The sequence below is a fragment of the Pseudomonas sp. DWP3-1-3b3 genome (genome assembly GCF_049896305.1).
Taxonomy (GTDB): Bacteria; Pseudomonadota; Gammaproteobacteria; order Pseudomonadales; family Pseudomonadaceae; genus Aquipseudomonas; species Aquipseudomonas azotoformans_A.
In genome coordinates this window covers 577569-603562 of record NZ_JAFCUA010000005.1, presented here as the reverse complement: position 1 = coordinate 603562, position 25994 = coordinate 577569, and the positions used below count along the sequence as shown (strand labels likewise).

At 63.0% G+C, this 25994-nt stretch carries 22 protein-coding genes and 1 pseudogene; 16 read left to right on the top strand and 7 right to left on the bottom strand.

Features of this window, described 5'->3' with window-relative positions; genetic code table 11:
- Positions 1-2: 2 nt before the first annotated feature.
- Both ACP7BX_RS19050 and ACP7BX_RS19045 read right to left on the bottom strand, forming a co-directional pair.
- The gene (locus tag ACP7BX_RS19050; protein ID WP_426128509.1) at positions 3-1817 is read right to left on the bottom strand and encodes a serine hydrolase domain-containing protein; all 1815 of its coding nucleotides are present in this window, start codon (positions 1815-1817) and stop codon (positions 3-5) included.
- Positions 1818-1911: 94 nt separating this feature from the next.
- Positions 1912-2231, bottom strand: a pseudogene (locus ACP7BX_RS19045) (GFA family protein).
- Positions 2232-2322: 91 nt separating this feature from the next.
- On the opposite strand from ACP7BX_RS19045, the gene ACP7BX_RS19040 reads away from it, so the two are divergent.
- From ACP7BX_RS19040 to ACP7BX_RS19025, 4 genes are read left to right on the top strand one after another with little or no spacing between them, the layout of a single operon-like run.
- Positions 2323-3444 (top strand): AAA family ATPase, encoded by a 1122-nt coding sequence (locus ACP7BX_RS19040; RefSeq protein ID WP_314526059.1) that lies wholly within the window; start codon positions 2323-2325, stop codon positions 3442-3444.
- 5 nt (positions 3445-3449) lie between these two features.
- On the top strand, positions 3450-3887 hold the full coding sequence (locus ACP7BX_RS19035) for a hypothetical protein (protein WP_426128511.1): 438 nt from the start codon (positions 3450-3452) through the stop codon (positions 3885-3887).
- Positions 3874-5670, top strand: a complete 1797-nt coding sequence (locus tag ACP7BX_RS19030) for a hypothetical protein (RefSeq protein WP_426128513.1) — start codon at positions 3874-3876, stop codon at positions 5668-5670. The genes ACP7BX_RS19035 and ACP7BX_RS19030 overlap by 14 nt, the downstream gene beginning before the upstream one ends.
- On the top strand, positions 5663-8539 hold the full coding sequence (locus ACP7BX_RS19025) for a bpX6 domain-containing protein (RefSeq protein WP_426128515.1): 2877 nt from the start codon (positions 5663-5665) through the stop codon (positions 8537-8539). The genes ACP7BX_RS19030 and ACP7BX_RS19025 overlap by 8 nt, the downstream gene beginning before the upstream one ends.
- Here ACP7BX_RS19025 and ACP7BX_RS19020 read toward each other — a convergent pair.
- Positions 8526-9425: a LysR family transcriptional regulator gene (locus ACP7BX_RS19020; RefSeq protein WP_426128517.1), complete on the bottom strand. Its 900-nt coding sequence runs from the start codon at positions 9423-9425 to the stop codon at positions 8526-8528. The genes ACP7BX_RS19025 and ACP7BX_RS19020 overlap by 14 nt on opposite strands.
- Before the next feature lie 131 nt (positions 9426-9556).
- On the opposite strand from ACP7BX_RS19020, the gene ACP7BX_RS19015 reads away from it, so the two are divergent.
- From ACP7BX_RS19015 to dctM, 8 genes are all read left to right on the top strand, one after another.
- Positions 9557-10375 carry an FAS1-like dehydratase domain-containing protein gene (locus ACP7BX_RS19015; protein WP_426128519.1) on the top strand — a complete coding sequence of 273 codons (819 nt, stop codon included), beginning with the start codon at positions 9557-9559 and terminating at the stop codon, positions 10373-10375.
- Between the two features lie 28 nt (positions 10376-10403).
- On the top strand, positions 10404-11567 hold the full coding sequence (locus tag ACP7BX_RS19010) for an acyl-CoA dehydrogenase family protein (protein WP_269130807.1): 1164 nt from the start codon (positions 10404-10406) through the stop codon (positions 11565-11567).
- A 10-nt stretch (positions 11568-11577) separates the two neighbouring features.
- On the top strand, positions 11578-12927 hold the full coding sequence (locus ACP7BX_RS19005) for an MmgE/PrpD family protein (protein ID WP_426128521.1): 1350 nt from the start codon (positions 11578-11580) through the stop codon (positions 12925-12927).
- 9 nt (positions 12928-12936) lie between these two features.
- Positions 12937-14130 (top strand): CaiB/BaiF CoA transferase family protein, encoded by a 1194-nt coding sequence (locus tag ACP7BX_RS19000; RefSeq protein ID WP_426128523.1) that lies wholly within the window; start codon positions 12937-12939, stop codon positions 14128-14130.
- Between the two features lie 18 nt (positions 14131-14148).
- Positions 14149-14964, top strand: a complete 816-nt coding sequence (locus tag ACP7BX_RS18995; RefSeq protein WP_426128525.1) for an HpcH/HpaI aldolase/citrate lyase family protein — start codon at positions 14149-14151, stop codon at positions 14962-14964.
- A 102-nt stretch (positions 14965-15066) separates the two neighbouring features.
- Positions 15067-16050, top strand: a complete 984-nt coding sequence (locus ACP7BX_RS18990) for a TRAP transporter substrate-binding protein (RefSeq protein ID WP_426128527.1) — start codon at positions 15067-15069, stop codon at positions 16048-16050.
- Between the two features lie 173 nt (positions 16051-16223).
- The gene (locus tag ACP7BX_RS18985; protein ID WP_426128529.1) at positions 16224-16856 is read left to right on the top strand and encodes a TRAP transporter small permease; all 633 of its coding nucleotides are present in this window, start codon (positions 16224-16226) and stop codon (positions 16854-16856) included.
- On the top strand, positions 16856-18136 hold the full coding sequence (gene dctM, locus ACP7BX_RS18980) for a C4-dicarboxylate TRAP transporter large permease protein DctM (RefSeq protein WP_016979464.1): 1281 nt from the start codon (positions 16856-16858) through the stop codon (positions 18134-18136). Before ACP7BX_RS18985 ends, dctM begins: the two co-directional genes overlap by 1 nt.
- 21 nt (positions 18137-18157) lie before the next feature.
- Here dctM and ampC read toward each other — a convergent pair whose 3' ends face one another.
- The gene (gene ampC / locus ACP7BX_RS18975) at positions 18158-19300 is read right to left on the bottom strand and encodes a class C beta-lactamase (protein WP_426128531.1); all 1143 of its coding nucleotides are present in this window, start codon (positions 19298-19300) and stop codon (positions 18158-18160) included.
- Positions 19301-19431: 131 nt separating this feature from the next.
- Between ampC and ACP7BX_RS18970 the strand changes: the two genes are divergently transcribed.
- The gene (locus tag ACP7BX_RS18970; RefSeq protein WP_426128533.1) at positions 19432-20310 is read left to right on the top strand and encodes a LysR family transcriptional regulator; all 879 of its coding nucleotides are present in this window, start codon (positions 19432-19434) and stop codon (positions 20308-20310) included.
- A gap of 74 nt (positions 20311-20384) precedes the next feature.
- Positions 20385-21569 (top strand): DUF2252 family protein, encoded by a 1185-nt coding sequence (locus ACP7BX_RS18965; protein WP_426128535.1) that lies wholly within the window; start codon positions 20385-20387, stop codon positions 21567-21569.
- Here the strand turns inward: ACP7BX_RS18965 and yghX are convergent.
- Both yghX and ACP7BX_RS18955 read right to left on the bottom strand, forming a co-directional pair.
- A complete protein-coding gene (gene yghX, locus ACP7BX_RS18960; RefSeq protein ID WP_314526099.1) occupies positions 21566-22453 on the bottom strand; it encodes a YghX family hydrolase in 888 nt (295 codons plus the stop codon). The genes ACP7BX_RS18965 and yghX overlap by 4 nt on opposite strands.
- 43 nt (positions 22454-22496) lie before the next feature.
- Positions 22497-22991 (bottom strand): PaaI family thioesterase, encoded by a 495-nt coding sequence (locus ACP7BX_RS18955; protein WP_426128537.1) that lies wholly within the window; start codon positions 22989-22991, stop codon positions 22497-22499.
- A 132-nt stretch (positions 22992-23123) separates the two neighbouring features.
- Here ACP7BX_RS18955 and ACP7BX_RS18950 point away from each other — a divergent pair, with 132 nt between their 5' ends.
- Positions 23124-23678: a YceI family protein gene (locus ACP7BX_RS18950; RefSeq protein WP_426129110.1), complete on the top strand. Its 555-nt coding sequence runs from the start codon at positions 23124-23126 to the stop codon at positions 23676-23678.
- Here ACP7BX_RS18950 and ACP7BX_RS18945 read toward each other — a convergent pair.
- The gene (locus ACP7BX_RS18945) at positions 23675-24565 is read right to left on the bottom strand and encodes a DMT family transporter (RefSeq protein WP_426128539.1); all 891 of its coding nucleotides are present in this window, start codon (positions 24563-24565) and stop codon (positions 23675-23677) included. The two genes, ACP7BX_RS18950 and ACP7BX_RS18945, sit on opposite strands and share 4 nt — an antisense overlap.
- Before the next feature lie 90 nt (positions 24566-24655).
- Between ACP7BX_RS18945 and ACP7BX_RS18940 the strand changes: the two genes are divergently transcribed.
- A complete protein-coding gene (locus ACP7BX_RS18940; protein WP_426128541.1) occupies positions 24656-25981 on the top strand; it encodes a PLP-dependent aminotransferase family protein in 1326 nt (441 codons plus the stop codon).
- Positions 25982-25994: the final 13 nt, after the last annotated feature.

The following is a 25994-nucleotide window of genomic DNA, read 5'->3' as shown; positions in this document are numbered from 1 at the left end:
GGTTAGAAACTCAAGGGTGGATGGGTACGTTTGAAGGAGTAGCCCGAAGCGCTCAGGCCATTGATCTGGCGGCTGACGGTGTCACCCAGGCCATAGCCGTTGCCGGCGAGTACGGCATGGGCGTTGTCCACCGGCAGCAGGATGTAGTCGGTCAGCGGTTCGTCGTGCAGTTGGCCGCGAATCACCAGGAAACCTTCTTCCAGGCGCACGCTGATGCCGCTCAATGGCGCATCGGGTTCATGGGTGTTGAGTACTTGGTAGGTGCCGACGGTGTCGGCCCAGGCCAAGGGCAGTGGCGGCGGGTCGATGCGTTCGCCGATGGGGATGCGCTGGCCATGGCTGCGTGCCGTGAGCATCTGCCGGCCTTGCACGGTGATGACGTCGAGTTGTACCTGGCCCAGTTCGCCGAGGTCCTTGAGCCAGAAACCGAAGAGTTTCTTCTGGGCGCGCAGCCAGCCTTGATCGTCACGCAACAGTTCGAAGTTGAAGCCGGCGAGTTCGCCGCGCAGCCTCTGGTCATCATCTTTGATCCGGAACACGCCCCAGGCGGTGGCGTAGAACCCGGCCAGGCGCTGACGGTCGATGGCGGCCGGCACCTGGCGCAGCTTGAGCCCATGACGGGGTGCCTGGCAGTCATCGCTGCATACCTGTTCGCCGGTTTGCGCCTGAAGCATCAGGCGCAAGGCGTCCGTGGCCAGTGTGGCGACCAGGTCTTCGGCATTGCTGTCGTTGGCCATGATGATTACGGCCAATTGATGGTCCGGCAGCAGGGTCAACTGTGCGGCGAAATCATCGCCACCGCCACTGTGCTGGTAGGTGCGCACCCCTGGGCCGATCGGCTCGTCACCGCAAGGTGCCAGGAACCACGCCAGGCCGATCTGGCAATCGAAGTCCAGGGCATTGCCGGTGTTTTGCTGGGAGAACATTTCATCGATGGAGCGGCTGGCCATCACCCGATTGCCCTTGTAGAGGCCTTCGGCAAACAGCATCTGCACGTAATGGCTGAGGTCCCTGGGGCTGGCCCATAAGCCGCCGGCGGCGATGTCACGCAGTTGCGCATCGGTGCTGGCGACGCCTTCCTGGTAGCCCTGGGCGCGATAGCCGATTTGCGCGGCGGTCCCGACAAAGCTCGCACGGTCCATCTCCAGCGGTTTGAGCAGGCTATGTTGCAACTGGGCTTCAAACTCCTTGCCGCTGCTGCGCTCGATGGCCGCACCCACCAGCGCATAACCCAGGTTGGAGTAGGCCACTTGTGTGCCGGGTGGGGTGCTCAGCCAGACGCCGGACAGGCGCATTGGCATCTGCCCCATGGCGTAGCTGTTGCGCAGGTCACGCAGGTGTTCACTGGGCAAGCCGGACTGATGGCTGAGCAGGCGACGCAAGGTGATGTCGCGGTCTGCGGCCTGTTGGTCGACGTGGAAGCGCGAGCGTACATAGAACTCGCGCAGGGTTTTCTGGATCGGTGCGTCCAGTACCAGTCGCTGTTGTTCAACCAGTTGCAGGGCCGCGCTGGCGGTGAGCAGCTTGGAGATTGCGCCGGCCCGGAAAGCGGTGTTTGGCGTCACCGGCAAGCCCTTGGCTTTGTCGGCCATGCCGAACCCGCGAGCCCAGATCAACTCCTGGCCGTTGACCAGCGCAATCGACAGGCCTGGGATGTTGTCCTGGGCCATGTCCCGCGGGATCCGGGTTTGCAGGTAACGGATGATCGCGCTGTAGTCGCCCTTCGGAATTGACGGCGGGGCAGGTGACTGCCCGTGGCAGCCGATACTGCCCAACAGGCAACCGAGCAACGGAAGACCGCGCAATGTGCGAAGCATGACGAGCACCCGATAGGTGGTTTGGAGGCTCGAATGCTAGGGCTGTAGCGCCTGAGGGTCTTTGACAGCTTTGTCGATAAACTGTCAAAGACTGTTAACGGAGCACTCCGTGACGTTCATGCCATTCGGCGATCGACTCTTCTGGGTATTCATCGAGCTGCAGGTCGCCCTTGCGCAAGGTGACGTCTACCCAGGGCGCCTTGGATCCGAGCATCAAGTGCGTATGCTCCGGTTGCACCGGCAATGGCGTGTCGATAACCGAGGCAAATGGATGGGGCAGCTCCGGCCATTCCGGGCTGGACACCCACAGCGCGCTGTCGCATTGCGAGCAGTAGCAACGCTGGTAGGGGTAGGGGGGGCACTGTTCAGGCTGAACGTGACGGCGCCGCAATGGCAGGATCCTTCAAGCTGCATGGGCTGACTCCTGATGAGAGTGTGTAACAACACTTTTCTAATACCTTAGCCTCAGGCAAGATCCACCGCTTTGGTTTCAGGGAAGACGCCCATGATTGCTCAGTTGCAAAGCGCTGCCGCGCAAATCCGCCACGCCGTGCGTGCCGCCACTGAAGGCTTGGTCGGGCGTGAGCAACTGGCCGAATTGATTGTGCTGGCCGCCGTGGCCCAGGAGCACATCCTGGTGATCGGGCCGCCCGGCACCGCTAAGAGTGCGGTGGTGCGCCGCGTCGCGCAGTCCATGGGCGGGCGTTACTTCGAGTACCTGCTTGGGCGCTTCACCGAGCCGTCCGAATTGTTTGGCGCGGTCGACCTGAAAAAACTTCGCGAAGGCACGGTGGAAACCGATGTCAGCGGCATGTTGCCGGAAGCCGATATCGTGTTTCTTGACGAGGTCTTCCTGGGCTCCACTGCGATCCTCAACACGTTATTGGGCGTACTCAACGAGCGCCGTTTCCGCCGGGGTCATACCCAGGTGCAATGCCCGCTGCGCGTGTGCGTCGGGGCCGCCAACGGCCTCCCGGATGATGAAGCGCTGGCGGCCTTTGGTGACCGCTTCTTGCTGCACCTGTTTGTCGAGTCGGTGCCGGACAACCAATTGGAAGCCATGTTGGCCGGTGGCTGGCAGTCTGAGCAGCGCCCGGTGCAACAGTTGCTGGGCCTCTCGCAACTGGACACGCTTGGTCATGCGTTGAAAAACGTCGACCTGACCGCTGTGCGTCCCGCCCTGGCCCAGGCCATTCGCCGTTTGCGCGAGGCCGGTATCCAGCTGTCCGACCGACGCATCGTCAAATCCCAGCGCCTGATCGCCGCCGCCGCATTGCTCGGCGGTCGCCTTGAAGCCAGCGACGCCGACCTGTGGCCGTTGCTCTATGTACTGCCGACCCAGGCCACCCAGCAACAGGGTCGTGAGGTGTTGCGTGACCTGTTTGCCGCGTCCAGCAACAGTCATCTGTTCAGCGCGGTGGAAGAGGCCACGTTGCAGCCGATGTCACGTTTGAATCGCCTGCTGGAAACCGCCGAAGACTACCTCGCCCGTAGCGAGCCGCCGACCAGTACTGTGCTTGAAGGCCTGTTGCGCGAGATCGATGCCAACTTCAACAGCCAGACCATGCCCGAGCCGTTGCAGCAGGCGCGGGGGCAACTCACGCGTTTGCTGACCCCCGCCGAATGAGTGCGATGAGCCACCCTTGGCGCTGGCGCTCACGCCAGGCACCTGCCGAGGCACAAGCCGCCGTGGCCTGGGGCGATGCGGCACGCCGGATGCTTGGTCGCCTGGCGTTGCTTGAGGCTGAACACGCCGCGCGTCTGCACGCCACGGCCAACGCTGAGGTGTTGGTGGTGACCGGCGCGACGGCTGATCTGCCGTGGGTCGACGGCGTGGCGTACGCCGCCCCCAGCGCCAGCGCGCCACACCTCTGGTTGCCGACCAGTTGGGAACCGGATGTGCCCCAGGACTTGCTGGGCCAGGCCTTTTCAGCGCGCTTCAAGCGTTCGCCCTTGCTGGTGTGGCGTGAACCTGCGGCGGTGATCCCGCTTGACCGCTTGCTGGTCGTGTCGCCTGACCATCTGCAACGTATCGCTGATTATTGGGGAGTCACCCATGCAACTGCCTGAGGCGCTGCAACCCTGGCGGCAATGGCTGGAATGGTTTGCCCCGGAACATTTGCCAGTGTTCGCCGACCTGCTGGGTCGTCTCAACCCGCTGCTCGGTCCGCTACGTGGCCTGCACCAGGGTGGCGTGCCGGAGCCCGATGGCCTGGGCGACCTGCACCGGCGCGGCCCCTATGAGCGGTTGCTGTCCAGCGAATGGCTGCTGGCCGATGAAGTGCCGGATGAGTTCCTGCGCCGGGCAGTGGGCGGCGAGCATATGTTCCTCGCCCCGCAATACCGTGCCCGTGAGGCGAACCGCCTGATCGTGGTGTTGTTCGACGCCGGTCCCCTGCAATTGGGCGCTGCACGCCTGGTACACCTGGCGCTGCTGATGTTGCTGGCGCGCCGTGCGCAGGAGGCGGGGGCGCAATTGCGCTGGGGCATTCTGCAGGGCACGCCGGTGTTGCAGGAGCTGGACTCGGCGGCGCAACTTACGCGCTTGCTCGAAGCCCGTACCTACGAGGTCGTCAGCGACAACCATTGGCTGGCTTGGCGTGATGCCCTGGCCGAACAGACGGTTGGAGAGTGTTGGGTGGTCGGCCAGCGCTTGCCGCCGACCGATTCCACCACCTGCACCCACCGCGTGCAGATTACGCGTAACCTGGACGGCCGCAGTCTTTCGTTCGCCCTGCAGTCGCGGCGCGTGTCGCTGCCGATGCCCGACGAGCAACAGGCGGTGCGCCTGCTCAAGGGGCAGTTCGATAATGCCGTGCATACTCCGGCGCCAAGCGCTGCCGGGCGGGTGGCGCGGGTTGCTTTGACATTGCCACCCGTCATCTCCGGCTCCGGCAACTATGTCGCCCTGCGCCTGCTCGACGAACACGGCATGGCGGTGATCAAGCTGCCCAACAAGAACCAGAAAAAAACCCTCGAAGTGCGACGTCGCCTGTGGGGCAAACACCAGCATGTGTTTGCAGCCGCCTTCAACTATCGCAGCCTTGGGGCGGTGCTCGGTGATGGCAACCTCCTGACCTTCTGGAATATCCCCGGCCTGGTTTCTGCCAACAAGCCCGCGCGCGAAGAGCTGCACCTGCCACCAGGCACCGCGACCTTTCTGCCCGCAGTGTGGCTGCGTGGTCAACAGTCGGAACGCCTGTATTTACTCGATAAAAACGGTCAGCTCGCCCACTGGCAGCGCCCCGGTCATGAACCGAGAGCCGCGAATTTTTCGGTGACGAACAATGTCATGGGGCTGGCGCAGCTGAATGCATTGTTGTTGGTCTACGCCCGCAGCGAGGCCGGGCAACTGGTGGCGTACCCCGCAACGGCCTCCGGCGTCCGCAGTTCCGGCTACGCAGTCGGTGCAGCTGCCGGAGTCAGCCAGATACTGTTCGCCAGTACCGCCCACTGGAAGTACGCCTTTGGCGGTTGCGCATTACTCACTCACCATGACGGCCGCCAGAGCTGGCGCCTGGTGACCCACGACAGCTTCCCCGCAAAAAGGGCGCAGATCGACCTGGCGCCTGGCTGGAGTGCTATCGGCCTGCATCACCAGGTGGCTGCGCAGGAGTGCTATTCACTGGTGTTGCTGGGCCCCAACCAGCACACCATTGGCCTGTACTCAGAAGGCCAACAACAGACACTGTTCACCACCTCGGCACCGATTGCCCGTGCGAGCTTCTGTCCCATGAGCGGGTTGGTGGCGGTGCTGACCACCGCGCGGGAGTTACTGGTGTTCAACGTCACCGAGCGCACCATGCGTTTGCAAGTCATGTGCGACCTGAAACAAGAGCCTGCCCATGCGTGAGCAAGAACCCCTGCTGATCCGCCGCCCGCTGCTGACTGGGCACCAGTCCATCGACGGCGTGTGGCTGCCTGCCGAGCGTTTCACTTTGCAGGAGCGGGCCCGCCTGATCCTGGAGCACTGGCGCGCGGGCGCCGTCGCCTACCGGTTTGCCGACGGTGATGGGGTGCAGTTCAGTACACCCGTCGCATTGGATTGCCAAACGCTTGCCGGCTGGCCGCTGGTCCGCCAGGGGCGTGGGTTGTGTTCGGCACAGCTGACCGCTGAAGAGCTGCGTGCGTTACCCGCCGCCGACCTGTGGCTGGTGCGCGGCAGCCAGGTTCACGCCTTGCAGTTGCGCGACGCCGAGGTCCTCGAGCCCGGCTTGTGGCTGGAGATCAGCGCGTACACCTTGCTGGATACCTTCGATTGCCATGCGCCGATTGTGCCGGTGCTGCCCGCGCCGGATATCATCGATGTGCGTGAGATCCTCGGCGGCCTGGCGCCGGTCAGCCCCGAGCAGGAAGGTGTGATCCGCGCGTTGCTGGAGCGTCAACAGCCCGCGCCGAAAGCCGCGTCTCCCAAGGCCACTCGGCAATGGGCCAGCGAGGAGCCCGCGCAGTACCCGGCGTTGAAACTGGGCGCCACCCTGGCGTTGGTGGCCGGGTTGATCTGGATGGCCACCCAAGGCCAATCCAAACCCTTGACGCCGGTTCCGGCCGCGACCACTGAAGACATCAGCGCTGTGATACTCGGCATGGTGCTGAGCGCTATTGTGTTCACCGCCTTGTTGGTGGGCATCAACAAATTCCTGCGCCGAGGTGTACAGGCCGTCAGCGCCGTGCCTTCAGCGCCGGCTGATCCTGGTATCGCCGAGCGGGCCAAACCGGCTCGGCATAAACCGTCCGCCTGGCGTCGTTGGCTGACCCGCCTGACCGAGCATTCAAAACTGTCCAGGCTGTACGGCAAACGCCAAGCCGCCTACATGCAGCGCATGCTGGAGATGTTCGAGGACGGTGATTTTGCCGAGGCCTTGCGCCATGCCATCCCTTTGGGCGGCCAGGAATCGAATGCTGAACAGAATTTCGGCACGCCGCAGCGGCGCCAGGACCTGACCCTCAGCCAGCAGAGCGGGTCCGGCCGTGCGTACCATTTCGAACAAAGCCTGACCGAGCATCTGCGCGAGGTCTATCGCCGCTCCTACGAACGCCTGGCGCGCGAGAACCGTATTGAAGAAGCGGTCTTCGTCCTCGCGGAACTGCTCAAGGAGCGCCAGGAAGCCCTCGACTACCTGGAAAAGCACGCGCGCTACCAACAGGCTGCCGACTTGGCCCTGGCCTGGGACATGCCGTCGGCGGTGATCGTGCGTCTGCTGTGCCTGGCCGAGAACTGGCAGCGTGCCTTGCTGGTGGCGCGGCGTGACGATGCATTTGCCGATGCTGTGGTGTTGCTCCAGGCCAAGCAGCCGCAGATTGCCGAGCGCTTGCGCCTGGAATGGGCTGAATCGCTGATCGCCAAAGGCCTGTGGCTGCAAGCCGTCGAGGTGGTGTGGAGCCTGCCGGATGAGCGCCCGCGTGCGGCTCAATGGCTGCTGGATGCTGAAGCGGCCGGTGGACGGCTGGCGATGGGCGCCTTGGTCAAACGCGCGATTCTGCTGCCGCAGACCCTGGAGGCTTACGGGCCTTGGATCGAACAATTGCGCGACGATCCCGATCGTTACGCCGAGCGCGATGCCCTGGCGCAGGCGCTGCTGGCGCACAAGTCCGACGCCGCTGCCCTGCGTTGGCTGGCCGGCGCGACGGTGCACGCGGTGCTGGCTGACCAACTCAGTGGTCGCGGCGGGCTGAACTTCAATCAGCTGCAATCGCTGGTCAAGATGAGCCGCGATAAATGTTTGCAGGCGGACTTGCCTGGCCAGGCTCTCAAGCGTCCTGCCCGGCGCTCGTTGGTCCGTGTGGACGATGCGCTGGAGTGGACCGCTCCGACCCAGGGCAGCCGACCGGTCTACGACGCGGTGTCGTTGGATGACGAGCGTTATCTGGTGGCACTGGGCGAGGCCGGTGCGGTGGTGACAGATGCCAGCGGCCATACGCTGTATCACTTCGCCGTACCGGCCCAGCGGATTGTCCTGGCCCACAGTCGGCAGATGGCGCTGGTGCTGACCCGCCGTGACAGGGTCTGGCGCATCAGCAAGCTCGACCTGGTCAACCGTACCGCCACCGACCTGGGCGTGCAGGTGCTGGACGTGTTCGCCGAGCAGTTTGACGGCAGCACCTGGACCCTCGGCCAGGGCCGGCAACTGCGCGTGGTGGACGTGGATCGCAACTTTGAAACCCTGTGGCACGTCAGCGACTTGCCGGGCACGCTGCGCGCGCTCAAAGGTGATGAGCGCAATGAGTTCCTCTGGCTCTACAACCCGCGTGATGGCGTCGAACGCTGGCACTACCGCTTGCCTGAGCGTCGGCTGGCCGGACGTGAGCCGGCGTCAACGCAGTCGGAGGAGAACCACGCGCTGTACTGTGCGCTTGATCAAACCATCGAGTACGCGATCAGGTGCCGCGATGACGAAGAGCCGACGCTGATCCTGGATGTCGCGGGCAACCGCAAGGGTTATCGCCTGCCGGGCTGTGACGAAGGCTTCTTCGACGGCGACCCGGTGCGCATCGCCCTCGACGCTGACTGGCTGGTGTTCGGCTATATCGCCGGCGAACGCGACACGCGCTGGCACTTTATCCATCGCGCCAGTGACCACCTGTGTGCGGTGCTGCATTGGCCCCGCTACGAAGTGAACATCCGTCGCAGTGGGGAGGGCTGGCTGTTATTCGATGACCAGGGGCGTTTGAGCCATATCACCGTGGACGGTGCACGTCTGCGTAACCTCAGCCTGCACTGACCGAGTCCGGCATCAACGTGGCAATCAACGCCCGAATGGTGCCGGGCAACGCCTCCAGCTCCCGCACCAGGATACTGCGCTCGCGAATCGCCCAGGGCTCATCCAGCTTCACCGCCACCAATTGCATGGTGCGGCTGTGACGCACGGCGGCCGACTCCGGAATGATGCCAATCCCCACACCGGCTTCGACCATCCGGCAGATCGCCTCGAAGCTCGACACCTGGATACGCAGTGACAACTGTTTGCCGAGCCGCTCGACGTGTTCGCGCAGGAAACTCAGCAAGGTGCTGCCTTCGTGCAGGCCGATATGCTGGTAGGCGAGAGTCTGTTCCAGCGTGACCGAGGGTTGTTCCGCCAGGGGATGCCCGACCGGCACCATCAACACCAGCTCATCGGTGCTGAAATGCAGCACTTGCAAGCCCGAGGCTTCCACCGGCCCGGCGATGATGCCCATATCGCTGGTGCCATCCAGCACGCCGCGCACGATGTCGCGGGAGAGGCGTTCCTGCAGGTCAACGGTTACGCCGGGACGTTGTGACAAGAAGCCCGCCAGCACCTCCGGCAAGAACTCGGTGACGGCCGTGGTGTTGGCAAAGATGCGGATATGTCCGGCCGAATCCACGCCGTATTGGGTGAATTCGCTCTTGAGGTAATCCACCTGGCGCATGATCAACCGTGCATGGTGCAGCAAGCGCTCGCCGGCCGGGGTGATCTCCACGCCACGGCTGTCGCGGTACAGCAGACGGGTGTCGAGTTGGCCTTCGAGGGCTTTGATCCGTGCACTGGCGGCAGCCGGCGAGAGGAACGCGCGCTTGGCGCCCTGGGTCAGGCTGGGGGATTCGGCGATATGGATAAACAGGCGCAGGTCGGCCAGATCGAAGTGCATGCAAGGCTCCCGGTACAGGATGGCGGCGTTCAGCATAACCGAACGCCGGTTTATTGAAATGCAAATTCTCAGAACGGCGATAGGCTTGCATGATCCGGGGCAGACACTCACTGCCCGAGGACCTGCACCCGATGAGCGCCACCGATTGGATCGGCCGAAGCGAAACCGCCCACGACCACCTCAGCCATAACCTGCTCAAGCGTATTGCCGCCACCTTCGGTGAAGAAGTGCCCGAAGACGGCGCGGACATCCCGCCGCTGTGGCAGTGGTGTTTCTTCCAGGACCCGTTGCCGGAAACGGCCTTGGGCACTGACGGCCACCCGGCCCGTGGCGGCTTCCTGCCGCCGGCCGACAACCGCAACCGCATGTGGGCCGGTGGGCGCATCGAGTTCCTGCAGGCACTGCGGGCCGGTGAGGCGGCGACGCGCGTGTCGACCATCACCCAAGTGGAAGAAAAAACCGGGCGCACCGGTTCGCTGCTGTTTGTCACCGTACGCCACGACTATTCCCAGGACGGTCGCCTGGCGATCCGTGAGGAACAGGACATCGTCTACCGCGAACCCACACCGCCAAAATCCGGCAGCGGTGATGTGCTGGAGCAGGGCGAATGGTCTGAGGCCGTCGATCCCACGCCAACCCTGTTGTTTCGCTACAGCGCCGTGACCTTCAACGGGCATCGCATTCACTACGACTACCCCTATGTCACCGGCACCGAAGGCTATTCAGGCCTGGTGGTGCATGGGCCGCTGATCGCCACCCTGAGCCTGCGCGCATTCTGCCGCGCCAACCCTGGCGCCACCTTGCGCCGGTTTGCCTATCGCGGCGTGCGCCCGTTGATTGCGCCGCAGCCGTTTGAAGTGGGCGGCCGCGTGACCGAAACCGGTGTGGCGCAGCTGTGGGCCGGCAACGTCGATGGCCTGGCGCAGCAAGCCAGCGTGCATTTCGAATAATCCAAGAACAACAGGCGGAGAGCCGTTAATGAACCCCAATGACAATGAAGAACTCAATGCCATCCGCGAAGGCGTGCGCGCTTTGTGCGCCGAATTCGATGCCGCGTACTGGCGCAGGATTGACGAGGAAAAAGGTTTCCCCGAAGCCTTCGTCAAGGCACTGACCGACGCCGGCTGGCTGTCGGCGATGATCCCCGAAGAGTACGGCGGCTCCGGACTGGGCCTGGCGGAAGCCTCGGTGATCCTTGAAGAAGTGAACCGCTGCGGCGGCAACTCCGGCACCGTACACGGCCAGATGTACAACATGTTCACCCTGTTGCGGCACGGCAGCGAGGCACAGAAACGCTTCTACCTGCCCAAGCTTGCGAGCGGCGAATTGCGCCTGCAATCCATGGGCGTGACCGAGCCCACCACCGGCACCGATACCACCAAGATCAAGACCACCGCGATAAAACGTGGCGACAAGTACGTGATCAACGGCCAGAAAGTGTGGATCTCGCGGATCCAGCATTCCGACCTGATGATCCTGCTGGCGCGCACCACGCCATTGGCTGAGGTGAAGAAAAAATCCGAAGGCATGTCGATCTTCCTGGTGGACCTGCGCGAAGCCATCGGCAACGGCCTGACCGTGCAGCCCATCGCCAACATGGTCAACCACGAAACCAACGAGCTGTTCTTCGACAACCTGGAGTTGCCGCTGGACAGCCTGATCGGCGAAGAGGGCAAGGGCTTTAAATACATCCTCGACGGCCTCAACGCCGAGCGCACGCTGATCGCCGCCGAATGCATCGGTGATGGTCGCTGGTTTATCGAAAAGGCCAGTGCCTACGCCCGCGATCGCGTGGTGTTTGGGCGGCCCATCGGGCAGAACCAGGGCGTGCAGTTCCCGATTGCCGAAGCGCATATCGAGATCGAAGCGGCCGACCTGATGCGTTGGCGCGCCTGCGAGGAATACGACAGCGGCGCCAATGCCGGCGCCAGCGCCAACATGGCCAAGTACCTGGCGGCCAAGGCGTCCTGGGAAGCGGCCAACGCCTGCCTGCAAACCCACGGCGGTTTCGGCTTTGCCTGCGAATACGACGTGGAGCGCAAATTCCGCGAGACGCGCCTGTACCAGGTGGCGCCGATCTCCACCAACCTGATCCTGTCCTACGTGGCCGAGCATCTGCTCGAACTGCCACGCAGCTTCTGAGGGCCTGACCATGAGCCATACCCAAGCCTTGTGTCGGTTCCTCGCCGAGCTGGATTACGCGCAACTGCCGGAAGACGTGCTGGCGCGCACCGAAGATTTGTACCTGGATTGGCTGGCCTCGGCGCTGGCAAGCCAGGGCGCGCACCCGATTCCGTTGTTCGAGCGTTATGCGCAGAAAATGGGCCCCAGCAGCGGTCCGGCGCAGGTGATCGTCAATGGCGGCAGCACCAGCGCGTATTTCGCCGCGCTGGTCAACGCGGCTTCATCCCATCTGGTCGAGCAGGACGACCTGCACAACAGCTCCGTGCTGCACCCGGCGACCGTGGTATTTCCAGCAGCGCTGGCGGCCGCCCAGGACCTCGGCAAGTCCGGCCGCGATTTGCTGCTGGCGTCGGTAGCCGGTTATGAAGCGGGTATCCGCATCGGCGAATTCATGGGCCGTTCCCACTACCGTATCTTTCACACCACGGCCACCGTCGGCACGTTGGCGGCGGCGGTAGCTGTAGGCAAGTTGCTGGATTTCAACGAAGAACACTTCATCAACCTGCTCGGCAGCGCGGGCACCCAGGCGGCCGGCTTGTGGGAGTTCCTGCGCGATGCCGCCGATTCCAAGCAACTGCACACGGCGAAAGCCGCGGCGGACGGCTTGCTCGCCGCTTACCTGACGGCGGACGGCCTGACCGGCGCGCGCAATATTCTGGAGGGCGATCAAGGTCTGGCGGCCGGTATGTCCCGTGATGCCGAGCCTGCCAAGTTGTCCGCCGACCTGGGCAGCCGCTGGGCGTTGCTGGAAACCTCGTTCAAGTTCCACGCCTCATGCCGCCACACCCATCCGGCCGCCGATGCGCTGTTGGATTTGATGCAACGCGAAGACCTGCACGCCGAACAGATCGCTCACGTGGAAACACGCGTGCACCAAGGCGCCATCGATGTACTGGGCCGGGTGAAAGTACCGACCAGCGTGCACCAGGCCAAGTTCTCCATGGGCACCGTGCTGGGCCTGATTGCCGTGCATGGCAAGGCCGGGCTCACCGAGTTCCATGAGCTGGCGTTGACCGATCCAGCGGTCTCGGCGTTTCGCGACAAGGTCAGCATGACCCTCGACCCCGACGTCGACGGGGCTTACCCGCAGCGCTGGCTCGGTCGCGTCACCGTCACCACGCTGGATGGCCGCACGCTGCACGGCGCCATCGACGAGCCCAAAGGCGATCCGGGCAACACCCTGAGCCGTGGGGAGCTGGCCGATAAATTCCAGCGCCTCTGCCGATTCAGCAACGCCCGCACACCGGCCCAGGCCAATGCCCTGATCGACAAGGTCTGGGACCTGCGCAACGCCGCATCCATGGCCGACTGGCTTTGAGGAACTGTCATGACTAACCCAAGACCGCTGGACGGTATCACCGTTGTCAGCCTGGAACACGCGATTGCCGCGCCATTCTGCACCCGTCAACTGGCCGACCTGGGCGCCCGCGTGATCAAGGTGGAACGCCCCGGCGCAGGCGACTTTGCCCGTGGCTACGACGAACGCGTGCGTGGCCTGGCCTCGCATTTCGTGTGGACCAACCGCTCCAAGGAAAGCCTGACCCTGGACCTCAAGCAGGACGAGGCGGGCACTATTCTCGATACCTTGTTGGCTGACGCCGACGTACTGGTACAGAACCTCGCACCCGGCGCCGCCGCGCGCATGGGCTTGTCGTTCGAGGCGCTGCATGCGCGCTTCCCACGCCTGATCGTCTGCGATATTTCCGGCTATGGCGAAGGCGGGCCGTACGAAAAGAAAAAGGCCTATGACCTGCTGATCCAGAGCGAAGGCGGCTTTCTCTCCGTCACCGGCGGGCCTGGCGACGACCAGATGGCCAAGGCCGGTTGCTCCATCGCCGACATCTCGGCGGGGATGTACGCCTACAGCGGCATCCTCTCGGCGCTGCTGTTACGCGGCAAGACGGGAAAGGGCAGCCGCATCGATGTGAGCATGCTGGAAAGCCTGGTGGAATGGATGGGCTACCCGATGTACTACGCGTTCGACGGCGCAGCGCAGCCGCCGCGTGCCGGGGCGGCGCACTCGACGATCTATCCCTATGGACCGTTTCCCACCGGCGACGGCGGCACGGTGATGCTCGGCCTGCAGAATGAACGCGAATGGGCGGCGTTTTGCGACAAGGTGCTGCTCACCCCGGCATTGGCGACTGACGAGCGTTTCTCCGCCAACTTCAAGCGCTCGGCCAACCGCGACGTGCTGCGCCAGATCATCGTCGATAGCTTCGCGCAGTTGGATGCCGAGGCGGTGATCCAGCGCCTGGAAGGCGCGCAGATCGCCAGCGCCCGGGTCAACGATATGCAAGGCGTGTGGGATCACCCGCAGCTCAAGGCCCGTGACAGTTGGCGCGAAGTCGACAGCCCGGCCGGTGCGTTGCCGTCACTGTTGCCGCCGGCACGCAACGCTGCGTTTACCCCGCGCATGGACGCTGTTCCAGGTTTGGGGCAGCACAGCCAAGGCATTCTCGAAGGGCTCGGTTACGCCGCAGACGCCATCGACGGCCTGCGCACGCGCGGTGTTATCTAACCATAAGGAATTCAACAAATGCCCAAGCCCTTGGTTCGTTCGGCGTTGTTTGTACCCGGTAGCCGACCGGAGCGATTTTCCAAAGCCTTGGCCAGCGGTGCCGACGCGGTGATCGTGGATTTTGAGGATGCGGTGGAAGAACCGCTCAAGCGCCAGGCGCGGGATAACCTTGGAGCGTTTTTGACCGCCAATCCCTCCGCTCAGGTGTGGGTGCGGATCAACGCGCCGGAACATCCCGAGCACTTTGAGGATGTGGCGTTCTGCAAGGCCCATCCGAATGTGGCGGGCGTGCTGTTGCCGAAGGTCGAAAGCGCAGCCCAGGTCGCCGTGGTGGCGGCCACCGGCAAACTCATCTGGCCCATCATCGAGAGTGCGCGGGGTTTGCTGGCGGTGGCCGAGATAGCCCATGCAGCGCAGGTAGAACGCCTGTCGTTCGGCGGGTTGGACCTGGCGCTGGACCTGAACCTGAGCAGCCAATCCCCGGCCGCCCAGTTCGCCCTGGACCAGGCGCGCCTGGCGTTGATCGTGCATTCCCGTGCCGCCGGCCTGGTCGCACCGCTGGACGGCGTGCACCCGGCCATCGACGACCCCGAAGGCCTGCGCCGCTCGATTCGGCATGCCTATGAGATGGGGTTTGCCGGCGCGTTGTGTATCCACCCCAAGCAGGTGGCGGTGATTCACCAGGCGTTGGCGCCCAGCGCCGAAGACCTGGCCTGGGCCCAGCGCGTGGTGGAGGCCGGCGCCCATGGGGCAGGGGCCTATCAGATCGATGGGCAGATGGTGGATGCGCCGGTGTTGCTGCGCGCGCAACGGCTGCTGGCCGCTCAGATCTAGCGTTCGTCCAGACCGAACGCAGGTATCAAAAAATCGAAATTCACTACACGCGTGACATCAGGCACCTTGCCCTACAACACAACAATAAGAAGGTGATTTCCCATGCTCAAGCTTTCCCGGGCGCTGCTGTGCGCCGCCACCTTGTTTGCCGCGGGCCTGACCCAGGCGGCGGACCCGATTGTCATCAAGTTCGCCCACGTGGTTGCCGAAAACACCCCCAAGGGCCAGGGCGCGTTGCTGTTCAAGAAACTCGCGGAAGAACGCCTGCCCGGTAAGGTCAAGGTCGAGGTGTACCCGAACTCGTCGCTGTTCGGCGATGGCAAGGAAATGGAAGCGCTGCTGCTGGGCGACGTGCAGATGCTCGCGCCGTCCCTGGCCAAGTTCGAGCAATACACCAAGCAAGTGCAGATCTATGACCTGCCGTTCCTGTTCAACGACCTGGCTGCGGTCGACCGTTTCCAGGCCGCCCAGGGCAAGGAATTGCTGACCTCCATGCAGGACAAGAACATCCTCGGCCTGGCCTATTGGCACAACGGCCTCAAGCAACTCTCGTCGAACAAGGCGCTGCATGAGCCCAAGGACGCCCGTGGCCTGAAATTCCGCGTGCAGGCGTCAAGCGTGCTGGAAGAGCAGTTCAAGGCGATCCGCGCCAACCCGCGCAAGATGAGTTTTGCCGAGGTGTACCAAGGCTTGCAGACCGGCACCGTGAATGGCACCGAGAACACTTGGTCGAACTATGAAAGCCAGAAGGTCAACGAGGTGCAGAAGTACTTCACCGAGTCCAACCATGGCCTGATCGACTACATGGTGATCACCAACGCCAAGTTCTGGAATGGCCTGCCACCGGACATCCGCAGCACGCTGGAGCAGATCATGGTCGAGGTCACCGTCGAGGTGAACAAGCAGGCCGAAGCGCTGAACCAGTCGGCCAAGCAGAAGATCGTCGATTCCAAGACCAGCGAAATCATCGAACTGACCCCGGAGCAACGCCAGCTGTGGCGCGAAGCCATGCGCCCGGTGTGGCAGAAGTTCGAGGGTGAGATCGGGGCTGACTTGATCAAGGCGGCGGACGCGTCCAACCAGTAAGCGCGGGTGGTACCGAGCGCCAATGTGGGAGCGGGCTTGCTCGCGAAAGCGGTGGGTCAGTCACCAGTGTTATCAACTGACAGACTGTATTCGCGAGCAAGCCCGCTCCCACATTTAGAGCCGGTTCCATCCTGAGCCTTGCATAACCCATCTCATTTTCGCGAGGTTTTGCCATGCAAACGCTAAGGCGCGTCTGGGAGCACCTGGAGGAAGGTTTTATTGCCTTCCTGCTGGCCGCCATGACCCTGGTGACATTCGTCTACGTCATGCTCAACAACATCTACACACTGTTCTTTGCCCTGGCTGACAAGTGGGCGTTGAGCAGCAATTCCTTCAATGCCCTGGGCGATCACACCATGACCTGGGCCCAGGACATGACCTGGAGCGTGGCGCTGACCAAGGCCATGTTCGGCTGGCTGATCTTCTTCGGTATTTCCTATGGTGTGCGAACCGCCGGCCACCTTGGCGTGGATGCACTGGTGAAGTTGACCAAGCGCCCGGTGCAACGCGTGCTCGGCATGCTTGCCTGCCTGTGCTGCCTGGCGTATGCCGGGCTGTTCATGGTCGCCAGCTACAAGTGGGTGAGCGCCGTGATGGGCGCGCACATCGGCGCCGAAGACCTCGACCAGTACGGCGTGGACGTCGGCGACATCGTGGTGATCGTGCCTATCGGGTTTGCCATGGTCTTCATCCGTTACCTGGAAATTTTCTACCGCATCTTTACCCACCGTCAGGTCGGGTTGGGGCTGGCCGACGAGGCTGGTGAGGCCAGCAAATTGGCCGGCAGCCATGAGGAGCGTCACTGATGGCCGTGCTCTGTCTATTCCTGTTGTTGTTTGTGTTCATGTTCCTTGGCGTGCCCATTGCGATTTCCCTGGGGCTGTCCGGCGCCGTGTCGATCCTGATGTTCAGCCAGGACTCGGTGAGTTCCCTGGCGATCAAGCTGTTCGAGACCTCTGACGCCTATACTTTCCTGGCGATTCCGTTCTTCCTGCTCTCCGGCGCGTTCATGACCACTGGCGGTGTGGCACAACGGCTGATCGACTTTGCCAACGCCTGTGTCGGCCATATCCGTGGCGGCCTGGCGATTGCGGCGGTGCTGGCGTGCATGCTGTTTGCGGCGCTGTCCGGTTCGTCACCGGCAACGGTGGCGGCGGTGGGCTCGATTGCCGTGGCGGGCATGGTGCGTTCCGGTTACCCGAAGGAGTTCGGCGCCGGGATCATCTGTAACGCGGGCACCTTGGGCATCCTGATTCCGCCGTCGATCGTGATGGTGGTGTACTCGGCGGCCACCGAAACTTCGGTCGGCAAGCTGTTCATGGCCGGGGTGATTCCGGGATTGCTACTGGGCCTGATGCTGATGATCGCGATCTACATCGTCGCGCGCATCAAGAAGCTACCGGCGCAACCACGGGCGACCTTCCGCGAGTGGCTGACCTGTGCACGTCGCGCGTTCTGGGGCCTGTTGCTGTTGGTGATCATCCTCGGCGGCATCTACAGCGGCATGTTCACCCCGACCGAAGCGGCGGCGGTGGCGGCGGTGTACTCGGCGTTTGTTGCGCTGTTCATCTACAAGGACATGAAGCTGCGCGATTGTCCCAAGGTGCTGCTGGAGTCCGGGCGCCTGGCGATCATGCTGATGTTCATCATCGCTAACGCCATGCTGTTTGCCCATGTGCTGACCACCGAACAGATTCCCCAGGAAATCACCGCGTGGGTGATCTCCGAAGGGCTGACGCCGATTGGTTTCCTGATCATGGTCAACGTGGTGCTGCTGGTGGCGGGCAGCTTTATGGAGCCTTCGGCCATCGTGCTGATCCTGGCGCCGATCTTCTTCCCGATTGCCATGAAGCTGGGGATTGACCCGATTCACCTGGGCATCGTGATGGTGGTGAACATGGAAATCGGCCTGGTGCATCCGCCGGTGGGGTTGAACCTGTTCGTGACCTCGGCGGTGACCGGGTTGAGCCTGGGGCAGACCATTCGTGCGGCGTTGCCGTGGTTGATGATTCTGTTGGTGTTCCTGATCATGGTCACCTACTTGCCGTTCATCTCACTTGCACTGCCGCACTGGCTCGGTATGTAACCGGCTACCGGGTTCTGGAGATCAGTGGTCCAGCGCGCTCAAGATCGCATGGGCCACTTTCACCCGTTCGGCATTTGGGTAGTTCTTGTTCGCCAGAATCACCACGCCTATATCCTTGCTCGGTACATACGCCACATAGGCACCAAAACCTCGGGTTGAACCGGTCTTGTTGTACAACACGTTCGCGGGCTGTACCTGGGCCGGGGCCAGCCACTTCACCGTGTGCGGTTCCATCGCCATCGGTGTGGAGTTGCCATCAATCAAGGCTTGCAGCTTGATCGGGTAGGGGTAGTACTCCCAACCCAGGCCCTGTGTGGTGCCGTTTACGGTGTAGTAACCGGTTTGCGCGATGGCGATGGCTTGTTGCAGGGGCTTCTCCAGCGTCTGCGGGTGCATGTTCACCATCACGTAGTGCGCCAGGTCCTGGGTGCTGGTCTTGATGCCATAGGCTTCGCTGTCCAGCGCACCGGGGCCGACGCGTACGGATTTCTGATCCTTGTCGTAGCCTTGGGCATAGGTGTCAGCTTTGTCGGCAGGCACGCTGACATGGGTGTTCTTCAGGCCCAGCTTGGGCAGCAGGGTGTTTTCCATGACTACATTGAATGGCTGGCCCAGGCTTTGTGCGCTGAGGTAGCCGAACAGACCGATGCTCGGGTTGGAATAAAGACGCTGTGCACCGGGCGCGTACGCGGGTTTCCAGTGTTGGAAATAGCCGAGCATGGTGTCGGCGCTGTCGGCGGCGTCCGGGAACTGCAGCGGCAGGCCGCCTGGCGTGTAAGTCGCCAATTGCAACAGGCTGATGCGGTCGAAGGCGCTGCCCTTGAGTGCTGCCAGGTGTTGGCTGGCCATGTCCGAAAGCTTCAGCTTGCCGCTGGCCTGGGCGTAACCGCCCAGCGTCGCGGTGAAGGTTTTGCTCACTGAACCGATCTCGAACAGCGTGTCCTGAGTCACCGACTGCTGGTTGTCCTTGTTGGCAACGCCGTAGTTAAAGTATTGCACCTTGCCTTTGTTCACCACGGCTACCGACAATCCGGCGATGCCTTGCTGCTGCATCAGGGGTTCAATACTGCCGTCCACGACCTGGCGCAGGTCGGTGGCAGCCATGCAGGTGCCGGACCCGATAAACAAGGCTGAAAAAAGGAAATTTCGTACGCTGGAGTTCATGGTGGTTCGCTTCCATGTAAATGATGCACTGTTGATCGGCGCCTGCGCAGGCGACGCAAATCTAGTCAGGTTCCACCCTCGCGGCAAACGATGATATCTTGCATCTGCCATTAGAAAATCTAGGGTCTAGCATGCTGCGCTCCCATTTGCCCCTCAACGCCCTGCGCGCGTTCGAGGCTTCGGCCCGGCACCTGAGCTTCACCCGGGCGGCCATCGAATTGTGCGTGACCCAGGCGGCGGTGAGCCATCAAGTCAAAAGCCTGGAGGCGCAACTTAATGTCACATTATTCAAGCGCCTGCCACGGGGCCTGATGCTGACGAGCGAAGGTGAAACCCTGTTGCCGGTGTTGCGCGAATCCTTCGATCGTATCGCCCACACCCTCGGGCAGTTTGAAGGCGGTCACTATCGCGAGGTCCTTACCGTAGGGGCCGTTGGCACGTTCGCGGTAGGTTGGTTGCTGCCGCGTCTGGCGGATTTTCAACGTCGTTACCCGTTTATCGACCTGCGCCTTTCCACCCACAACAACCGTGTCGACGTGGCGGCCGAAGGCCTGGATTACGCGATTCGCTTCGGCGCGGGTGCCTGGCACGGCACTGAAGCCTGCGAGTTGCTGCAAGCGCCTCTCACCGTACTCTGTGTGCCGCAGTTGGCCGAGCAACTGCACGCACCGCAAGACTTGCTTAAACACACCTTGCTGCGCTCCTACCGCGCCGATGAATGGAACCTGTGGTTCCAGGCCGCCGGTTTGCCCGCCGATACCCTGGTGCCGCGCAGCATCGTGTTCGATTCTTCGTTGGCGATGATGGAAGCCGCCTTGCAAGGCATCGGCGTGGCACTGGCGCCGGCCATGATGTTTTCGCGGCAATTGGAGAGCGACGCGATCCGCCAGCCGTTCGACGTCGGTATCAGCACGGGTAGCTATTGGTTGACGCGTTTGCAGTCGCGGGTCGAAACACCAGCAATGTTGGCGTTCAAGGGATGGTTGCAGGAGCGGGTCGCGCTGCACTGAAGGTTTTTTTGAAACATAATGAAACATTTTCCGAAGGGCAGCGCTCTACCGCAACACCTGTCTTGAGTTATTCCATGAAAACACCGCGCCCCTCCGCCCGTATGTCCCACCTGACCCAATTGCGAAACCTCAAGATGGCGCGCTCGGCCCACGCCTATGTGCGCGGCAGCACCGTGCAATTCTACGAGTGGTTGCACAGCCAGCCCGGCAGGCGTCTACCCCATGGCCCGGCGATCTGGATCTGTGGCGATTGCCATGCCGGCAACCTGGGACCGACCGGCGACAGCAAGGGCCGTATCGACATGCACATCCGCGACCTCGACCAGACGGTGATCGGCAACCCCGCTCACGACCTGGTGCGCCTGGCGTTGTCCCTGGCCACTGCCGCGCGCGGTTCGGACCTGCCCGGCGTCACCACCGCACGCATGCTCGAAGAAATGATGGTGGGCTACGAACAGGCGTTCAAGGATAAACCCGACGAAGCCCCGCCGCGTCCGTCCCAGGTCAAGGCCGGCATGCGCAGTGCCGTGGAGCGCACCTGGAAAAACCTGGCGCGTGAACGTATTGAAAACGCCCGGCCGAGCATTCCTTTGGGCAAGCATTTCTGGTCGTTGTCGCGGGCCGAAAAAAACGCGCTGGAAACCCTGTGTGCCTCGGATGACATCCATCAATTGGTCACCTCGCTCAAAGGGCGCCCCGAGGATACCAGGGTCGAGTTGCTGGATTCGGCCTATTGGGTCAAGGGCTGCAGCTCGCTCGGTTTGTTGCGTTATGCCGCCTTGCTCGGCGTCGGCGACAAGGATGACCAGGCGTATTGCCTGATCGACATCAAGGAAGCCGTCGGCGCGGCGGCACCCCGTGTGGCGCGGGCGAAAATGCCCAGGGACAATGGTCGCCGCGTGGTGGAGGGCGCGCGCCAGCTCTCACCGGGCCTGGGGGAGCGCATGGTGGCGACACGATTTCTGGATCATGGGTTCTTCATCCGCGAACTGTTGCCCCAGGACATGAAGCTGGAGCTGGACGAGTTGAGCGAGATCGACGCCATGCACGCGGCGGGTTACCTGGCACGGGTCGTGGGCGTTGCGCATGCCCGGCAGATGGACCGCGATACACGCAAGGACTGGATGGCGGTGCTGCAGGAAAATCGCTCCAGGCAGTTGGATGCGCCGTCCTGGTTGTGGAGCAGTGTTGTGCAACTGGTGGGTAGCCATGAGCAGGGCTACCTCGACCATTGCCGGCGTTACGCGCTGGAGCACTAGGCCAAGTATTTATTGAACCAACCGAGTGTTCTTTCCCACGCCAGATTCGCCGCCGCCTCGTCATAGCGTGGCGTCGAATCATTATGGAAACCGTGGTTGGCGCCCTTGTAGATATACGCTTCATACGTAGTGCCGGCGGCCTTGAGCGCCTGCTCATACGCCGGCCAACCCTCGTTGATCCGCGTATCCAGTTCACCGTAATGCAGCATGATCGGCGCCTTGATCCGGGGCACGTCCTTGGCCTCCGGCTGGCGTCCATAGAACGACACCGCCGCGCCCAGTTCCGGGTAGGCCACGGCCGCCGCGTTGGTCACGCCGCCGCCATAGCAGAAGCCGGTAATCCCGACCTTGCCGGTGCTGCGGTCGTGGTGCATCAGCCATTCGATGGCGGCGAAGAAGTCGTTCATCAGCTTGGTCGGGTCGACGGTCTGTTGCAGCGCCACGCCTTTTTCGTCGTTGCCGGGGTAGCCGCCTACCGAGGTCAGGCCATCCGGGGCCAGGGCGATAAAACCCGCCTTGGCCAGGCGCCGGGCGACGTCTTCGATGTAGGGGTTGAGGCCGCGGTTTTCGTGGACCACCACCACTGCCGGCAGCTTGCCCGTGGCCTTGGCCGGGCGCACCAGGTAGCCGCGCACCGTGCCGTTGCCTTTGGGCGAGGGGTAGGTGATGTAGTCGGCGACGATGTCCGGGTCGGTGAATTTCACCTGCTCGGCCAGCGCGTAGTTGGGGCTCAGGGCCGCGAGCAGGGCCGAAGCGGTGAGGCCGCCAAAGGTGAACAGCGCAGCGCGGTCGAGAAATTCTCGGCGGTTGATCTTGCCGTGGGCGTAGCCGTCATAGAGTTCCAGCAGTTCGGGGGCAAAGTCTTTCGCGGTGAGACGAGTCATCGGTGCATCCTCGATTAGCGGTGGCGGTCAATGTAGCCCAGGATCAGCCCTCGCGACCATGGGCGGCGGCGGCCAATTGGCCGGTGTCGACACGCACGAAGATCGAATCGCCGATGGCGGTCAGCACGTCACCGGCGTACACCTCGCAGATCACGCGGGTCTTGCGTCCCACGTCACCGTCGACCCGCGCGCGCAGGGTGAGGGTAATGCCCATGGGCGTCGGCTTGATGAATTTGATGCCCAGGTTGCCGGTGACGCAGTCGATGCGCGGCAGGCTGCCGGGTTCGCGCGCTTCGGCGCGATACTGGTAGGCCATGGCGGTCCAGTTGGAGTGGCAGTCCACCAGCATGGCGATCAGGCCGCCGTAGACCAGGTCGGGCCAGCCACTGTAGTGGGCCTCGGGCAGGTGTTCGGCGACCAGGTGGATACCGTCCACGTCCCAGCGGCTCTTGATGTGCAGGCCGTGGGGGTTGCTGCCGCCGCAGCCGTAGCAGATGCCTTCCGGCGCGGTGATGTCCTGGAGTGAGGGGGTGTGCATGCAGCGTCCTTATTATGGGTGGGGCGACTACTCTGTTTAGCAGGACAAACGCCTGAATGGAATAAATCCCTGGTATGGCGTGTTAGTTCAGTACCTGTGTCCTTTCCTTCGGAGCGTTGCATGAAACGTCTTATGTCCCCGGTCACCGTACTGGCCTTGATCCTTGCGTATGGTTCCAGCGCCCAGGCGGTGGAGTACAAGGACGTCAACCGCACCGCCAGCCAGATCAGCTTCACCTACAAGCAATTGGGGCAGCGGGTGTACGGCACGTTCAGCGAGTTTGAAGGCACCTTGACCTTCGACACGCAAAAGCCGGAGACCGGGCATGCCTTGCTCAAGATCCAGTTGGCGAGCATTGACGCGGGTAGCCCGGACGCGAATGACGAGCTGCAACGCGCGTCCTGGTTTGATACCGCGACCTTTCCGGTGGGCGTGTACGAGTCCACCGGCGTCAAAGCCTTGGGCGACAACCGCTACACGATCAGCGGCAACCTGACCATCAAGGGCACCACGCGTCCGGTGGACGTGGATGTGGTGCTCAAGGAGCAGAGCGGCATTGGTGTGTTCGACGGTGAGTTCGTCCTCAAGCGCGGCGACTTCAAGATCGGCGAGGGTGAGTGGGCCGGCAACAGCGTGGTGTCCAACGACATCAACATCAAGTTCAAGATGGTCGCACCGCAGCGTTAACGGGCGAACCGCTTCGCGCCGGCCACGCAGCCGATCACTGCAACCGTCACCAGCACCATGCCCAGGCTGACCTGCTCATGCAGCAGGCCAGCCGCCAGCGCCAGGCCGAAAAACGGTTGCAGCAACTGCAACTGGCCGACGGCGGCAATGCCACCTTGGGCCAGGCCGCGATACCAGAACACAAAGCCAATCAACATGCTGAACAGCGACACGTAGCCCAGGCTCAACCAGGCGGGCAGGCTGATGGCGCTGAAGGTCGACGGTGCGAGCATCAGGCTCAACGGCACCACCACCGGTATCGACACCACCAGCGCCCAGCAGATCACCTGCCAACCGCCCAGGCTGCGCGAGAGCTTGGCGCCTTCGGCATAACCCAGGCCGCACACCAGTACCGCCAGCAGCATCAGCAGATCGCCGGCCGGTGCGGCGCTCAAGCCTTGGGCCACGGCATAACCCATCACCAACCCACTGCCCACAATCGAGAACAACCAGAAGACCGGACGCGGCCGCTCGCCGCCGCGCAACACGCCAAACACTGCGGTGGCCAGAGGCAGCAGGCCGATGAATACGATGGAGTGGGCCGAGGTCACGTATTGCAGCGCCAGGGCGGTGAGCAAGGGAAAGCCGATCACCACGCCGAGGGCGACAATCGCCAGCGGCACCCACTGATTGCGCGCGGGGCGTTTCTCCTTGAACAGCCACAGCAAAAACACGCCGAGGGCGGCGGCGATCGCGGCACGGACCATGGTGAGAAACACCGGGTCGAATTCCATCACGGCCAATCGGGTGGCGGGCAATGAGCCGCTGAAAATCACCACGCCAATAAAGCCGTTGATCCAGCCCTGGGTGCTGGTATCCAGGGTGTTGAGGGGGGATGTACGTTCCATGAGGGAGTGCCCGTAGCCGGAGGGGTTGCGTTCTGGCCATCCTAGGGGCGAGCATTAGGACAATCAAAAAATTGTCATGGATACATCCCAATGCCGCGCGCCCGCTACAAGTCCCTGGTCGATACCTTTGCCCAAGCCATCCGCAGCGGCAACATGCCGCCCGGCACGCGGCTGCCGACGCACCGGCAACTGGCCGCCGAGCACGGCCTGGCGCTGGTCACCGCCAGCCGCGTATACACCGAGCTTGAAGCCATGGGTTTGGTCAGCGGCGAAACCGGGCGTGGCACCTTCGTGCGCGAGATCGCGTTGCCGCCAGGGCAGGGCAGTGGGCAGATGACGGTGACGGCGGGCATGCTCGACCTCAATTTCAATTACCCCTCATTGCCGGGCCAGGCGGAGCTGTTGCGCACGGCGTTGCGCCAACTGGCGCTGTCTGGCGACCTCGAAGCACTGTTGCGTTACCAGCCCCACGCCGGGCGCCTGCATGAGCGCGCAGCGTTCGCGCGACATTTGCTCAGTCGCGGGCTCAGTGTCGACGCCGAGCAGGTGCTGCTGGTCAGCGGCGCCCAGCATGGCCTGGCGGTGACGATGATGGCGCTGCTCAAACCCGGCGATGTGATTGCGGTGGATGCGTTGACCTATTCGGGCTTCAAGGTGCTGGCCGAGACCCTGCACCTGGAAGTTGTCGCGATCCCGGTGACGCCGACCGGCCCGGATCTGCAGGCCTTGCAAAACCTGTGTCGCAAGCGGCCGGTGCGCGCCGTGTACAGCATGCCGACCCTGCACAATCCCCTCGGTTGGGTGATGGCTCTGTCCGAGCGCGAACGGCTGGTGTCCATCGCCCGTCAGCACAATCTGATGATCATAGAAGACGCGGCCTACGCGTTCCTCGCTGAAGACGCACCGCCACCGGTGGCGACGCTGGCGCCAGAACGCACGGTGTACGTGGGCGGGCTGTCGAAAAGTGTCGCGACCGGCCTGCGCGTGGGGTTTATCGCGGCGCCGATGGAGTGGGTGAAGACGCTGGAGCGCACCATCATGGCCACCACCTGGAATGTGCCCGGTGTGATGAGCGCCATAGCGGTGGCCTGGCTGGAGGATGGCACGGTGGCGCAGCTTGAGGCGCAAAAGCGCGAGGATGCCCAGGCGCGACAGGCCCTGGCGGCTCAGGTGTTCAAAGGGCTGACCACGATCAGCCATCCCTCGTCCTACTTCTTGTGGCTACCCCTGGCGGAAGACGCCCGGGCCGATCAGATCGCCATGGCCTTGCAGCGTGACAACATTGCCGTGTCGACCGCCGAGCCGTTTGCCGTCTCGGCGCATGTCCCGCATGCGTTGCGGTTGGCCTTGGGTTCGGTGCCGATCTCGGCACTGCGCGAAGCGTTGCTCAAGGTGCGCAAGGTGGTGGCGTGGTGAGCCGGTTTCAGCG

What these genes read in the sequence shown, in the direction of transcription:
- ACP7BX_RS19050 (WP_426128509.1), bottom strand. Translation starts at nt 1,817, where the DNA reads ATGCTTCGCACATTGCGCGGTCTTCCGTTGCTCGGTTGCCTGTTGGGC.
- ACP7BX_RS19040 (WP_314526059.1), top strand. Translation starts at nt 2,323, where the DNA reads ATGATTGCTCAGTTGCAAAGCGCTGCCGCGCAAATCCGCCACGCCGTG.
- ACP7BX_RS19035 (WP_426128511.1), top strand. Translation starts at nt 3,450, where the DNA reads ATGAGCCACCCTTGGCGCTGGCGCTCACGCCAGGCACCTGCCGAGGCA.
- ACP7BX_RS19030 (WP_426128513.1), top strand. Translation starts at nt 3,874, where the DNA reads ATGCAACTGCCTGAGGCGCTGCAACCCTGGCGGCAATGGCTGGAATGG.
- ACP7BX_RS19025 (WP_426128515.1), top strand. Translation starts at nt 5,663, where the DNA reads ATGCGTGAGCAAGAACCCCTGCTGATCCGCCGCCCGCTGCTGACTGGG.
- ACP7BX_RS19020 (WP_426128517.1), bottom strand. Translation starts at nt 9,425, where the DNA reads ATGCACTTCGATCTGGCCGACCTGCGCCTGTTTATCCATATCGCCGAA.
- ACP7BX_RS19015 (WP_426128519.1), top strand. Translation starts at nt 9,557, where the DNA reads ATGAGCGCCACCGATTGGATCGGCCGAAGCGAAACCGCCCACGACCAC.
- ACP7BX_RS19010 (WP_269130807.1), top strand. Translation starts at nt 10,404, where the DNA reads ATGAACCCCAATGACAATGAAGAACTCAATGCCATCCGCGAAGGCGTG.
- ACP7BX_RS19005 (WP_426128521.1), top strand. Translation starts at nt 11,578, where the DNA reads ATGAGCCATACCCAAGCCTTGTGTCGGTTCCTCGCCGAGCTGGATTAC.
- ACP7BX_RS19000 (WP_426128523.1), top strand. Translation starts at nt 12,937, where the DNA reads ATGACTAACCCAAGACCGCTGGACGGTATCACCGTTGTCAGCCTGGAA.
- ACP7BX_RS18995 (WP_426128525.1), top strand. Translation starts at nt 14,149, where the DNA reads ATGCCCAAGCCCTTGGTTCGTTCGGCGTTGTTTGTACCCGGTAGCCGA.
- ACP7BX_RS18990 (WP_426128527.1), top strand. Translation starts at nt 15,067, where the DNA reads ATGCTCAAGCTTTCCCGGGCGCTGCTGTGCGCCGCCACCTTGTTTGCC.
- ACP7BX_RS18985 (WP_426128529.1), top strand. Translation starts at nt 16,224, where the DNA reads ATGCAAACGCTAAGGCGCGTCTGGGAGCACCTGGAGGAAGGTTTTATT.
- dctM (WP_016979464.1), top strand. Translation starts at nt 16,856, where the DNA reads ATGGCCGTGCTCTGTCTATTCCTGTTGTTGTTTGTGTTCATGTTCCTT.
- ampC (WP_426128531.1), bottom strand. Translation starts at nt 19,300, where the DNA reads ATGAACTCCAGCGTACGAAATTTCCTTTTTTCAGCCTTGTTTATCGGG.
- ACP7BX_RS18970 (WP_426128533.1), top strand. Translation starts at nt 19,432, where the DNA reads ATGCTGCGCTCCCATTTGCCCCTCAACGCCCTGCGCGCGTTCGAGGCT.
- ACP7BX_RS18965 (WP_426128535.1), top strand. Translation starts at nt 20,385, where the DNA reads ATGAAAACACCGCGCCCCTCCGCCCGTATGTCCCACCTGACCCAATTG.
- yghX (WP_314526099.1), bottom strand. Translation starts at nt 22,453, where the DNA reads ATGACTCGTCTCACCGCGAAAGACTTTGCCCCCGAACTGCTGGAACTC.
- ACP7BX_RS18955 (WP_426128537.1), bottom strand. Translation starts at nt 22,991, where the DNA reads ATGCACACCCCCTCACTCCAGGACATCACCGCGCCGGAAGGCATCTGC.
- ACP7BX_RS18950 (WP_426129110.1), top strand. Translation starts at nt 23,124, where the DNA reads ATGTCCCCGGTCACCGTACTGGCCTTGATCCTTGCGTATGGTTCCAGC.
- ACP7BX_RS18945 (WP_426128539.1), bottom strand. Translation starts at nt 24,565, where the DNA reads ATGGAACGTACATCCCCCCTCAACACCCTGGATACCAGCACCCAGGGC.
- ACP7BX_RS18940 (WP_426128541.1), top strand. Translation starts at nt 24,656, where the DNA reads ATGCCGCGCGCCCGCTACAAGTCCCTGGTCGATACCTTTGCCCAAGCC.